We start from the raw sequence: 12,948 nt of genomic DNA on the forward strand, positions 1-12,948 counted from the left end.
GATTGATATGAAAAAACCCTTTTCTAAATTATTTGGACTAAAAGATAAAGAAGAAGATGTTGAAGTACAACGTCAGAACGGTAATGTCGTTACAGTTCCAGTAGAACGCATTGTACCGAACAGATATCAACCAAGACAAATTTTTGATGAAGAAAAGATTAAAGAATTAGCAGAATCCATTCGTTCATATGGTTTATTACAACCTATCGTTGTACGTCCAATTGAAGAAGGTATGTATGAAATTATTGCCGGAGAAAGACGTTTCCGTGCATTAAAGTTCAATGGCACTGCTGAAACAGAAGTAATTGTTAAACAAATGAATGACAAAGAAACTGCTGCGATTGCTTTAATCGAAAATATTCAACGTGAAAATTTATCAGCTGTTGAAGAAGCGGAAGCTTATAAGAAGTTATTAGACTTAGATGGTATTACGCAACAGGATCTTGCGACAAGTTTAGGTAAAAGCCAGTCGTTTATTGCGAATAAGTTAAGACTATTACGCTTATCTCAACCGATTTTAGATGCATTGAGCAAGCAGCAAATTACAGAACGACATGCCAGAGCATTGCTTGCATTAGATGAAGTTGGACAAAAAAAGATGCTGGACATTATTAAAAGCCAAAATTTAAATGTGAAGCAGACAGAAGAACGTGTTAAGCGTATGTTGGGTGGAGAAGATGTGAAACCTAAACGTATTGGCTTTACGAGAGATTTAAAGCTTGCATTCAATACAATCGGTGAAAGTTTAAAAGCAGTTGAGAAAAGCGGCGTAAAAGTAAAACGTAAAGATACCGAGTATGAAAATTTCTATGAAATTTCTATAAAAGTATTTAAGAATGATATGAATCAATAAAGTGGATGATACTTTCATCCGCTTTTTTCTGTTCACGGATTGTCTGTGCAGAAATTCGATAAAATTGTTATAATCGTTACTATATGAAAAACATGAGTAGGAGAGAATATTGATGACAAAAATATTGGCCATCGCAAACCAAAAAGGTGGAGTTGGTAAGACGACAACATCAGTTAACTTAAGTGCTGCATTAGCGGAACTTGGTAAAAAAGTTTTATTAGTAGATACTGATCCTCAAGGTAATGCCACGAGTGGTGTTGGTGTAGATAAGAATAACGTAGAAAATTCAGTGTACGACATGCTTGTTGAAGATGTAAATATCAATAAATGTGTTTTAGAAACAGCGGTTGAAAACTTATATATCATTCCAGCTAATATTGCATTAGCTGGAGCTGAAATTGAGTTAGTTTCTGCGATGAGCAGAGAAGTACGTTTAAAATATGCATTTAAAGAGTTAGATACTGATTTTGATTATATCATCATTGATTGCCCACCTTCATTAGGTTTACTCACAATCAATTCATTTACTGCAGCGAATGGAATCGTAATCCCTGTACAATGTGAATACTATGCGCTAGAAGGTTTGAGTCAATTACTGAATACAATTCGTTTAGTACAACGCCATTTAAATCAATCGCTTGAAATTGAAGGTGTATTATTAACGATGCTGGATGCACGTACGAATTTAGGTAATGACGTGATTGCAGAAGTAAAAGACCACTTTGGTGAAAAAGTATACGATACGATTATTCCGCGTAATGTCCGATTATCAGAAGCACCTTCTCACGGGCAACCGATCAATGTATACGATGCCCGTTCAACGGGAGCTAAGACTTATAAGAGCTTAGCTGAGGAGGTTGTACGCCATGGCTAGAGGTTTAGGTAAAGGATTAGGAAGGGGCTTAGATGCACTTTTCCAGGAAAACCAGCAGGATGAATTAGTAGAAGATATCAGTCTTTCAGAATTACGACCAAATCCATATCAGCCGCGTCATGAATTTGATGAGCAGGCATTGAACGAATTAAGTGAATCGATTAAGGTGCATGGTGTACTGCAACCTATCGTTGTACGTAAGTCAGTGAAAGGTTATGACATTGTTGTAGGTGAAAGACGTTTTAGAGCGAGTAAATTAGCAGGTAAAGTAAAGATTCCGGCAATCGTTAAGCAATTAACTGATACACAAATGATGGAACTTGCGGTGATTGAGAATTTACAGCGTGAAGATTTAAATCCACTGGAGGAAGCGAAGAGCTATCAATTTCTAATGGATAAATTGAATTTAACACAAGCTGAAACAGCAGATCGTTTAGGTAAATCAAGACCGTATATTGCGAATATGCTGCGTCTTATGAATTTACCACAGGCGGTTAAAGATTTAATTGATCAAAAGAAAATTTCAGGCGGACATGGACGTACATTACTTGGACTAAAATCAGAAGAAGAAATGATTTCAGTTGCTAAAAAAGTAATCGCTGAATCGATGAGCGTACGTGAACTAGAAAAATATATTAAAGATTTAAATCATACAGAAGCTAAGCCGAAGAAAGAAAAGAAAAAACCAGTGTTTCTTGTGAAACATGAAGAAAACTTAAAGCGTCATTTAGGAACAAAAGTTGAAATTTCTAAATCACGTAAAAAAGGAAAAATTGCAATAGAGTTTACTTCTGAAGAAGAGTTTAATCGCCTTATTGCATTGTTAGAGAATACACAGTAGGTGAATGTAGTGAACGATATTATGAATGAAATAGAAAGTACCTTTTTTGATTCAAAACTATGGATTAGTATTGGGACAGATATTTTATGGTCGATTATTTTATTGTTATTCGCCGTTATTGTCATTAGAGTCGTACATAAATTCATTGAACAATTTTTTAAAGTAAGGCGTAAAACATATTTATCCCAATCAACGAAGCGTGACACAACTTTGATTAAACTACTGCAAAATATTGCATCGTATGTGATTTGGTTTATCGTATTAACGACAATACTGAGTAACTTTGGTGTGAAAGTCGAAAGTATTATTGCGGGGGCTGGTATTGCGGGTATCGCCATTGGATTTGGAGCACAAACTTTGGTCAAAGATGTTATTACTGGCTTTTTTATTATCTTTGAAAATCAATTTGATGTTGGAGATTATGTTAGAATAAATACAACAGGTACTACTGTTGCAGAGGGGACTGTTCAATCTATTGGTCTCCGTTCAACACGTATTAAATCTTTTACAGGTGAACTTACGATTTTGCCTAATGGCACAATGAATGAAATTGTAAACTTCTCGGTGAATAACTCGATTGCAATCTTCGATATTTCCGTATCAAGTGAAGAAAATATTTCGCATATAGAATCCATATTGCAGCCGTATTTACTAACATTACCTGAGAAATATGTTGATTTAGTAAAAGCACCTGAAATGTTAGGTGTTGAAATGGTTAGTGCAGGAGAAACAAAAATAAGAATGTCGGCAGAAACTTTACCGAATAATCATGTGAAAGTTTCAAGAATATTACGTGGTGATATTAAAGAATTTTTAGATCAAAATGGCATTCACGTACCTATGCCACGTGTTGTTATGTACAATCAACCAAATAAGGATGATCACAATGCAAAATGATTATGAATTAAATACAATTGTTGAAATGAAGAAACCACATGCGTGTGGAGAGAAACTGTTTAAAGTAATTCGTTTAGGTGCGGATATCCGTATTAAATGTGAAGGTTGCGGTCGTAGTATTATGTTGCCAAGACAAGAATTCAATAAAAAAATTAAAAAGATAACGGCACAGGCCGAATAAGGAGAAGAAATTATGGCTTTAACAGCAGGAATTGTAGGATTACCAAACGTAGGAAAATCAACATTATTTAATGCAATTACAAAGGCAGGAGCACTTGCAGCGAACTATCCGTTTGCTACGATTGATCCTAACGTTGGTATCGTTGAAGTACCAGACGTACGTTTAGATAAATTAACTGAATTAGTAACACCTAAAAAGACAGTACCAACAGCATTTGAATTTACTGATATCGCTGGTATCGTTAAAGGTGCTTCTAAAGGTGAAGGGTTAGGAAATAAATTCTTATCTCATATCCGTGATGTTGACGCAATTTGTCAAGTTGTTCGTGCATTTGAAGATGAGAATATCACGCATGTATCAGGAACAGTAAATCCTGTTGATGATATCGAAGTTATCAATATGGAGTTAATCTTAGCGGATTTAGAATCTGTTGAGAAACGTTACGCACGTGTTCAGAAGATGGCAAAACAAAAAGATAAAGATGCAATGGTTGAAGAATCAATCTTAGCAATTATTAAAGAAGCTCTAGAAAATGAACGTCCTGCAAGAAGTATTGAATTTTCTCCGGAACAAGAGAAAATTGTTAAAGGTATGCACTTGTTAACTGCAAAGCCAATGTTATATGTGGCAAATGTATCTGAAGATGATTTAGTGGCAGGCGAAGAAAATGAACATGTAAAAGCAATTAAAGCATATGCTGATAATGAAGGTTCACAAGTCATTGTTATCAGTGCGCGTATTGAAGAAGAGCTAGCGGCATTAGATGAAGAAGATAAAAAAGAATATTTAGCAGATTTGGGTATTGAAGAATCTGGGTTAGATAAATTGATCAAAGCTTCATATCATTTATTAGGTCTTGCTACTTACTTTACAGCTGGTGTACAAGAAGTGCGTGCGTGGACGTTTAAACGTGGTATGACTGCACCACAATGTGCAGGAATCATTCATACTGACTTTGAACGTGGATTTATCAGAGCAGAAACTGTAAGCTATGATGATTTAATTGAACATAATGGTATGACTGCTGCAAAAGAAGCGGGTCGTGTACGTTTAGAAGGAAAAGATTATATCATGCAGGATGGCGACGTTGTTCATTTTAGATTTAACGTATAATTAAACAAACAGGAGCATAGCATGCAACCATTAAAACGAATCATATACTGTATCAAAATTATTATTAAGTCTGAAGATAAAGTAAACCCGATGTACCATGTTACATATCATTATTTAGTACAGGCAGTATCATTATCTGAACCGGTGAAACTAAATGATTCAATCTATAATAAAGTCTCGTTTCCAAGGACTGCGATACGCTATTTAGACATTATTGAAACAGATGAAATAAATCCTGATGATTCAGATTATGAAGAATATGTATATTTGCATCGCACTGGTGATATTAAATTATTCTATTCAAAAGAACTGGTGACTTATCAATTAAATGAAGTTCATCAGTAATTTATAAAACAAATGATTGATGAAAAAAGTAAACTATGCTATAATTCTCTATTGTGAGTAATGAAAATTATTCCTTGCTTTATTAAATAATAAAGCCGCATAGACCATAAGGAGGTGTAAAAGATGAGAAAATACGAAATTATGTATGTCGTACGTCCGAACATTGAGGAAGATGCTAAGAAAGCTTTAATCGAGCGTTTCGAAGAAATTCTTACTTCTAACGGAGCGGAAATCATCGAATCAAAGGATTGGGGTAAACGTCGTTTAGCTTACGAAATCAACGATTTTAAAGAAGGTTTCTACCAAATCGTTAAAGTAAACTCAACTGATGCTGCTACAAACGAATTCGATCGTTTAGCAAAAATCAACGATGACATTATCCGTCATATCGTTATACGCGAAGAAGAAAAATAAACCTAACATGTGGGGGCGATTTATTTGCTTAACCGAGTTGTATTAGTAGGTCGTTTAACAAAAGATCCAGAATACAGAGTCACACCATCAGGCGTGTCAGTAGCTACATTTACATTAGCAGTTAATCGCACATTTACAAATGCGCAAGGAGAGAGACAAGCTGATTTTATCAATTGTGTCGTTTTCCGTAAACAAGCAGAAAATGTGAATAACTTCTTAAACAAAGGTAGTTTAGCTGGGGTAGATGGCAGATTGCAATCACGTAGTTATGATAATCAAGAAGGCCGTAGAGTATATGTAACGGAAGTAATTTGTGATTCAGTACAGTTCTTAGAACCGAAGAATGCAAATCAAAACCGTTCAAATAATGATCCGAGTCAAGACTATTCAAGTTATGATCAAGGTGATTATGGACAACAATCTCAAGGTCAAAATTATCAATCAAATTATAATAACAACAATCAACAACAGTCTAATACATCAGCACCATCAACGAATCCATTTGCAAATGCAACTGGACCGATTGATATTAGTGATGATGATTTACCGTTCTAATAAAGAAAATTGTAAGTAAGGGAGGCAACAATCATGGCAGGTGGACCAAGAAGAGGCGGTCGTCGTCGTAAAAAGGTTTGTTATTTCACAGCAAACGGAATTACACATATCGACTATAAAGAAGTAGAAATGCTTAAAAAATTCATTTCTGAACGCGGTAAAATTTTACCACGTCGTGTAACAGGAACTTCAGCTAAATACCAACGTATGTTAACTGTAGCAATCAAACGTGCACGTCATATGGCATTATTACCATATGTTAAAGATGAGCAATAAGATATAATTTATAAGCTGCAATCCATTAGGATTGCAGCTTATTTTTTATGTTCATCAAATATTCAAAAAATTTATATTAAATTCATATTTATTATAAAAATTTAATGTAAATTGTAGTGTTATTTTACAATTAAAATGTTGAAATTGTTATAAAAAGTAAATATAATAAATTTTGTAATTATTAATATCTTTTGATAATTACATAAAATTTAGGGAGGGAGGTTGACCGATATGAACAATTGGCTGGATACTAATCATTCATTTGAATTGAATCCATTTAACCGATTGATTTTGTACAAAATCTATCAAATCTTAGAAAAGCTTGATCCACCTAATGCTGAAATGCATCGATTACATCAGAAGATTGTGAGAGATGGTCTTGACACTCAAAATCATATTCTGCTGGAAGAACTGGCATTAGAATATGAAAAAATACCTTCTTATGTAACAGAATTTGTGGAAGCAGTAATTTCTATGTATGCACATATGACAAAGTCATATATGTCACTTACAAAAAGTGAGGTTGAAGTATTAAAAGAGCATCCTTATTTTTCTTTCTTAGGATTTAATCTTAACGAAGAAACGGATTACGAGTTATACGCATTCTTTTATCTTCATGAAATGCGCCATTATGAAGGAAAGCTAGATTTATCACTATTTAGCACGCTTCCAAAAAAACCGTTAAGCATCAAAGCTTATCAAGGTATGTTAGATGTTTATGAGCATCACAAAATAAACTCGTACCTTTCATTTGAAGTGCTATGTAAAATATTAAAGTAGCTATACATAATCATAAAAAATAAAAATAAGAGATATATAGATTTTGTCTATATATCTCTTATTACATTTCAGCTAATAAATAATCGGTTGTTTTAGGGTCAATATTATTACATTGAATATATTTAACACGATAAATATGTTCGATTGCTGTTCGTGCCTCTGTTTTATTGCTTGTTTTTAAATACAAATTCATTGGTACAGGATCGTCTTCATGTAGACCGGGTTGATGATAATTGAAGTCTGTTTTTGAAAAACCAAATTTCTTATAAAATGAGTCAAGTGGGCTATTACCATCGCCATCTTTTTCACATTCGAGCATAATATGTTCGAGTACAGTACCATTATTCTCACAAAGTTTCACCATAATATCTTCAGCCTCATCCATAAGCTGACGGGCTATTTGTTTACCACGTACTTCTGGATTTACGACAAGATATACGATGTAGCCAATACGATATGTCACTTCTAAATGGAATGCAATAAACCCATACAATGTATCATCCTCATAAGCGGCGATAAAATGATAACGTTCTTCATCTTTTCTTTTAACGTTAAAAGATTGTGTAAATACTTCAATAGGTTCTCGGATTTCATAATCAAATTCAGCATTATATAAATCCATACATTGCTGAAAATAATGATCCGGTTCTGTAAGATGTAAAAATTTCATTTTAATACTCCATTTACATTATTTAATATTCTTATTGTATCACTTCATCTCATTTAAAGCACTTTTAGAAATTCTACATAAAAAAAGAAAAGCCCCGAAGGACTTTTCTAAAAATTAATATATTGTAATTAACGACGGTCAGTTAAGTCGTTATCTAAACGGTCACGGTCTAAATCATCACGACGGTGTGCATTTGTATCGTCGATTTCAACTTCTTCACGACGAACTTCTTCTGAAACGTGTTCAGTGTCAGTTACACGATTTTTCTTGATTAATAATTCTTCAGATACTACGTTTTCTTTATCGATAGATACGCGTTCTTCAGTTAAAGGGACACGGATAGTTTCTTCGTCTAAATCGTTATCGAAGTGACCATCAGCTACTGTTTCGTTAACTTTACGACGTTCGATTGTAACTTCATCGTGAGATACTGGTACATCAAATTCTTGACGCTCAGATACTACATTTTTGTCGATTGTAACTTCACCAGATTGAACTACATCTTTGTTAACACGTAAACGTTCTTCGTGTAATTGAATTTTTTCGTCATCTGAAATGTCGTTACGGTCTCTTAAATCGCTATCTAAATAGTTTAAACGCTCTTCTCTTGATAAGTTGTTGTACTCTTCATAGCTTAATCCACTGTTATTGTAATTGTTATTGTTATTCATATTTACTACTTCCTCTCCATTGTTTAAGTTGTTTGTTCTGTGTTTCTCAGCATATTGTGCATCAGTCTCAGTATTTGTACTTGCTGCATACCCAAGACCAGTATGGTCAGTTTCATTAAGGTGACCTGGAACATCGTTGTGTCTTAATGTGTCGCCTTCATCTGTAGTGTAAGCATCATTATCTACATATAATAAGATTTTTCCGCTGTCTACAGCATTATCATACTCGACACGTTCTGATTCACTTAATTCTAATTTGTCAAACACTCGATGTTGTGGGTCTTCTCCAGTGAAGAATGCTGCCACTTTATCACCGAAAGAACCTTCAGCATCTTTAAATTGTACATCTGTGTAATCTAAAGCTGAACCATCTAATTTGTTTTTAGAAATGACATGTAAGTCATGCTCTGCAATACCTTGTGATTTTAGTTGGTCGATTCTACGTAATAAACTTTCTTCATTTAAAAATGTTTCTAAGTTTCTCATTTTCATCGTACCTCCAAATTGTTTGTATTGTCGTTGCTTGATGACTGTTGTTTTGTTGTTATGCTAAATAGATACCCGTGAACTTAAAAGGTAAACACAAATAAAAAAGAATTTTTTCTAAATTTAGAGAATTATAAATGACATATATATAGAAGAAAAGCATACTTTTTTCATAAAAAAATTAACGAAAAAATTAAAAATCTTTTAAAAAATATTAAGTTTTAGTGGGAATTTCATAGTTAACACGGTTATATGACCATTTAAAACATTAAATAAAATAACTAATCCAATATAAATAAATACTGATTATTTTGAATAATGCGTCATTTTGAAGTGGTATTGCTAATTGCTCATAATTTTGATATTATCTATAAAATATTATTAATAAGAATAACTCATATAAATTAAAGGATATGGCTTTAGCGTTTCTACCACATTACCGTAAATGATGTGACTATGAGTAATAAAAGTTGTATTTATTTATATAAATACACGTATTACTCATCTTAAATTTTATTTAAGATGAGTTTTTTTTATATTCTTTTTCAATTTTTAATAAAGTGATGGAGGTCATTATGGAATTATTACAACAAAAAGTTAAAGAAGACGGTGTAGTAATTGATGGAGGAATTTTGAAGGTTGATTCATTTTTGAACCATCAAATTGATGCTAAACTGATGCATGAAATCGGTAAAACGTTCTATGAAACGTACAAAGATGAGAATGTTACAAAAATCCTGACGATCGAAGCATCAGGTATTGCACCAGCTATTATGGCTGCATTGCATTTTGATGTTCCTTGTTTATTTGCAAAAAAGGCGCAGCCTAGTACTTTAACAGAAGAAGTTTATCAGACTGATATTCATTCTTATACGAAGAATAAAACGAATCATGTTATTATCTCTAAAAAGTTTTTAAATGAAAATGACCGAGTATTAATCATTGATGATTTCTTAGCAAATGGTGAGGCGGCACTCGGATTATATGATTTAGTAGATCAAGCAGGGGCAAGTTGCGTGGGTATTGGTATCGTAGTTGAAAAAAGCTTCCAAAAAGGATACCAAAGACTAATAGATAAAGGATTAAGTGTCACAAGTTTATGTAGAATCGCTTCTTTAGATAATAATCAAGTAACATTGGTAGGCGAATAAGATGAAAAATTTATTATTAAGTATTCAGCATTTGCTCGCAATGTATGCCGGTGCAATTATTGTTCCAATCATCGTCGGGCATGCATTAGGATTTAGTGCACAAGAAACGGCATATTTAGTTTCTGTCGATATCTTTATGTGTGGTGTTGCTACATTCCTTCAAGTATATAAAGGTATCGGGATTGGCTTACCTGTAGTACTTGGATGTACCTTTACTGCCGTAACCCCAATGATAATGGTAGGTTCAAAACACGGAATAGATGTCCTTTATGGATCACTCTTTGCTTCAGGGATTATTATCGTACTTATTTCACCGTTCTTTTCATACCTGGTAAAGATATTCCCGCCAGTAGTAACAGGTAGTGTTGTAACGATTATTGGGATTACGTTAATGCCAGTAGCGATGAATAACCTTGCAGGGGGTCAAGGTAGTAAAGACTTTGGTGCACCGCTTAATATTTTGTTAGGTTTAATCACTTTAATCATTATATTGGTTATCCATAGATTATCTACTGGATTTATCCGTTCAATCGCGATATTACTCGGTTTAGTAATCGGTACAGTAATTGCTTCATTCTTTGGATTAGTAAATTTAAATGCTGTACATGAATCGCAATGGTTCGAATTACCGAAACCATTTAGATTTGCAGGATTTAAATTTGAAATCGGCTCAATTTTATTATTTGTTATTGTAGGGATTGTCAGTTTGATCGAATCAACAGGGGTTTATTCTGCACTGAGTGAAATTACAAAAACAAAGATTGATAGAAAAGATATTTCAAAAGGCTATCGTGCAGAAGGAATTGCAATTGTATTAGGTTCTATCTTCAACGCATTTCCGTATACAGCATATTCACAAAACGTAGGACTCGTTTCATTATCAGGTGTGAAATCAAATAAAGTGATGTATGGCATGATCGGTTTATTATTGTTATGTGGATCGATTCCGAAACTTGGTGCAATTGCGACGATTATCCCGACATCTGTTCTAGGTGGCGCAATGATTGCCATGTTCGGTATGGTCATGGCATATGGTGTAAAGATGCTAGGTGCTATTGATTTCACAAGACAAGATAATCTATTAATCATTGCAGTATCTGTTGGTATCGGATTAGGAATAACAACAGTACCGGAAGCTTTCAGCAAGTTTGGTAGTGACTATGAATGGTTGACACAAAATGGTATTGTTATCGGTACATTTACTGCTATTATCCTTAATTTATTTTTTAACGGATTAAATGATAAACAAATACATGAAAATGTGAAATAATAGAGCTACTAAAGATTAATAAATCATATGGAGGTCAAGTTAATTATGTGGGAAAACAAGTTTCAAAAAGAGGGTCTAACATTTGATGATGTATTATTAGTGCCAAATCATTCAGAAGTATTACCACACACTGTAGATTTAAGCGTTTCTTTATCAGACCGTTTAAACTTAAAGATTCCAGTGCTATCAGCAGGTATGGATACAGTTACAGAAGCGAAGATGGCAATTGCAATGGCACGTCAAGGTGGTTTAGGTGTTATTCATAAAAATATGAGCATCGAACAGCAGGCTGACGAAGTTCAAAAAGTTAAACGTTCAGAAAATGGCGTCATTACAAATCCATTCTATTTAACACCTGATGAGCAAGTATTCGCTGCAGAGCATTTAATGGGTAAATATAGAATTTCAGGTGTGCCGATTGTTAATAGTGAAGAAGAAATGAAACTTGTAGGTATCTTGACGAACCGTGACCTTCGTTTTATTGAAGATTATTCAATTAAAATTTCTGAAGTGATGACAACTGAAGAACTTGTTACTGCACCAGTTGGAACTACTTTAGAACAGGCTGAAAAAATATTACAGAAACATAAAATTGAAAAGTTACCGATTGTTGATGAAACTGGCCATTTAAAAGGATTAATTACAATTAAAGATATCGAGAAAGTTATCGAGTTCCCTAATGCCGCTAAAGATGAGCACGGTAGACTATTAGCAGCAGCAGCAGTAGGAATTGCAAAAGATACGATTACACGTGCAACGAAGTTAGTTGAAGCAGGAACAGATGCATTAGTAATTGATACAGCACATGGACACTCTAAAGGTGTACTAGAGATGGTTTCTGAACTTAAGAAACATTTCCCTGAAGTGACTTTAATTGCAGGTAACGTAGCGACTGCTGAAGGAACACGTGCATTAATTGAAGCAGGTGCGGATGTTGTTAAAGTAGGTATCGGACCTGGATCAATCTGTACAACACGTGTTGTAGCAGGTGTAGGTGTGCCACAAATTACGGCAATCTATGACGCAGCAACTGAAGCGAAAAAACATGGTAAAGCGATTATTGCTGATGGTGGTATTAAGTTCTCGGGTGATATCGTAAAAGCATTAGCAGCAGGTGGACATGCAGTAATGTTAGGATCGTTACTTGCAGGTACGACTGAATCACCTGGGGACACTGAAATCTTCCAGGGCCGTCAATACAAAGTATACCGTGGTATGGGATCACTTGGTGCAATGGAAAAAGGTTCTAAAGACCGTTACTTCCAGGAAGATAAAGATGCGAAGAAATTTGTACCAGAAGGTATTGAAGGACGTATCGCTTATAAAGGTGCATTACAAGACAGTGTATACCAATTAATGGGCGGTCTTAGAAGCGGAATGGGTTATACGGGTTCTAAAGACTTAGAAGCATTACGTGAAGAAGCAATGTTTATTCGCATGACAGGTGCCGGCTTAATCGAAAGTCATCCACATGACGTTCAAATTACGAAAGAATCACCAAACTATTCAATGTAAGAATATCTTCGAACGACAAATTACATTATAATAAACTTAACTTAACTAAAAGGAGA

The 12,948-nt window shown here is 34.2% G+C and carries 16 protein-coding genes and 1 riboswitch; of the genes, 14 read left to right on the forward strand and 2 right to left on the reverse strand.

From position 1 onward, the window contains the following. Positions 1 to 7 precede the first annotated feature (7 nt). The 11 genes from noc to JJJ02_RS08200 all read left to right on the forward strand — a co-directional run bounded on the left by noc (position 8) and on the right by JJJ02_RS08200 (position 7,129). Positions 8 to 853, forward strand: a complete 846-nt coding sequence (gene noc, locus JJJ02_RS08150; protein WP_111716967.1) for a nucleoid occlusion protein — start codon at positions 8 to 10, stop codon at positions 851 to 853. Positions 854 to 965: 112 nt separating this feature from the next. Further along, a complete protein-coding gene (locus tag JJJ02_RS08155; RefSeq protein WP_111716969.1) occupies positions 966 to 1,727 on the forward strand; it encodes a ParA family protein in 762 nt (253 codons plus the stop codon). Beyond that, positions 1,720 to 2,568: a ParB/RepB/Spo0J family partition protein gene (locus tag JJJ02_RS08160; protein WP_239242225.1), complete on the forward strand. Its 849-nt coding sequence runs from the start codon at positions 1,720 to 1,722 to the stop codon at positions 2,566 to 2,568. The genes JJJ02_RS08155 and JJJ02_RS08160 overlap by 8 nt, the downstream gene beginning before the upstream one ends. Positions 2,569 to 2,577: 9 nt before the next feature. Then, the gene (locus tag JJJ02_RS08165) at positions 2,578 to 3,465 is read left to right on the forward strand and encodes a mechanosensitive ion channel family protein (RefSeq protein ID WP_372486717.1); all 888 of its coding nucleotides are present in this window, start codon (positions 2,578 to 2,580) and stop codon (positions 3,463 to 3,465) included. Beyond that, complete coding sequence (locus JJJ02_RS08170; protein WP_111716973.1) at positions 3,455 to 3,646, forward strand: DUF951 domain-containing protein; 192 nt, start codon at positions 3,455 to 3,457, stop codon at positions 3,644 to 3,646. Before JJJ02_RS08165 ends, JJJ02_RS08170 begins: the two co-directional genes overlap by 11 nt. Before the next feature lie 12 nt (positions 3,647 to 3,658). Further along, a complete protein-coding gene (gene ychF, locus JJJ02_RS08175) occupies positions 3,659 to 4,759 on the forward strand; it encodes a redox-regulated ATPase YchF (RefSeq protein WP_111716975.1) in 1,101 nt (366 codons plus the stop codon). Positions 4,760 to 4,780: 21 nt separating this feature from the next. Then, positions 4,781 to 5,104 (forward strand): hypothetical protein, encoded by a 324-nt coding sequence (locus JJJ02_RS08180; RefSeq protein ID WP_111716977.1) that lies wholly within the window; start codon positions 4,781 to 4,783, stop codon positions 5,102 to 5,104. Between the two features lie 123 nt (positions 5,105 to 5,227). Beyond that, the gene (gene rpsF / locus JJJ02_RS08185; protein ID WP_096077769.1) at positions 5,228 to 5,518 is read left to right on the forward strand and encodes a 30S ribosomal protein S6; all 291 of its coding nucleotides are present in this window, start codon (positions 5,228 to 5,230) and stop codon (positions 5,516 to 5,518) included. A gap of 24 nt (positions 5,519 to 5,542) precedes the next feature. Then, positions 5,543 to 6,073, forward strand: a complete 531-nt coding sequence (gene ssb / locus JJJ02_RS08190) for a single-stranded DNA-binding protein (RefSeq protein ID WP_099581623.1) — start codon at positions 5,543 to 5,545, stop codon at positions 6,071 to 6,073. A 33-nt stretch (positions 6,074 to 6,106) separates the two neighbouring features. Beyond that, positions 6,107 to 6,349, forward strand: a complete 243-nt coding sequence (gene rpsR, locus JJJ02_RS08195) for a 30S ribosomal protein S18 (protein WP_096077771.1) — start codon at positions 6,107 to 6,109, stop codon at positions 6,347 to 6,349. A 231-nt stretch (positions 6,350 to 6,580) separates the two neighbouring features. Then, entirely contained in the window at positions 6,581 to 7,129 is a 549-nt protein-coding gene (locus tag JJJ02_RS08200; protein ID WP_239242226.1) for a YfbU family protein, read from the forward strand. 61 nt (positions 7,130 to 7,190) lie between these two features. Here the strand turns inward: JJJ02_RS08200 and JJJ02_RS08205 are convergent, their stop codons facing one another. Together JJJ02_RS08205 and JJJ02_RS08210 are read right to left on the reverse strand one after the other, a co-directional pair. After that, a complete protein-coding gene (locus tag JJJ02_RS08205) occupies positions 7,191 to 7,799 on the reverse strand; it encodes a GNAT family N-acetyltransferase (protein ID WP_239242227.1) in 609 nt (202 codons plus the stop codon). A gap of 128 nt (positions 7,800 to 7,927) precedes the next feature. Next, the gene (locus tag JJJ02_RS08210) at positions 7,928 to 8,962 is read right to left on the reverse strand and encodes a YsnF/AvaK domain-containing protein (RefSeq protein WP_239242228.1); all 1,035 of its coding nucleotides are present in this window, start codon (positions 8,960 to 8,962) and stop codon (positions 7,928 to 7,930) included. Positions 8,963 to 9,331: 369 nt separating this feature from the next. Further along, positions 9,332 to 9,433: riboswitch (purine riboswitch) on the forward strand. Positions 9,434 to 9,531: 98 nt separating this feature from the next. On the opposite strand from JJJ02_RS08210, the gene xpt reads away from it, so the two are divergent. From xpt to guaB, 3 genes are read left to right on the forward strand one after another with little or no spacing between them, the layout of a single operon-like run. Beyond that, positions 9,532 to 10,107: a xanthine phosphoribosyltransferase gene (xpt, locus tag JJJ02_RS08215; RefSeq protein ID WP_111716985.1), complete on the forward strand. Its 576-nt coding sequence runs from the start codon at positions 9,532 to 9,534 to the stop codon at positions 10,105 to 10,107. 1 nt (position 10,108) lies between these two features. Next, entirely contained in the window at positions 10,109 to 11,377 is a 1,269-nt protein-coding gene (locus JJJ02_RS08220) for a nucleobase:cation symporter-2 family protein (RefSeq protein WP_240838295.1), read from the forward strand. Between the two features lie 45 nt (positions 11,378 to 11,422). After that, positions 11,423 to 12,892 (forward strand): IMP dehydrogenase, encoded by a 1,470-nt coding sequence (gene guaB, locus JJJ02_RS08225; protein WP_240838297.1) that lies wholly within the window; start codon positions 11,423 to 11,425, stop codon positions 12,890 to 12,892. Positions 12,893 to 12,948 lie beyond the last annotated feature (56 nt).

It is taken from the genome of Macrococcus sp. PK, assembly GCF_022501545.1.
GTDB lineage: Bacteria > Bacillota > Bacilli > Staphylococcales > Staphylococcaceae > Macrococcoides > Macrococcoides epidermidis.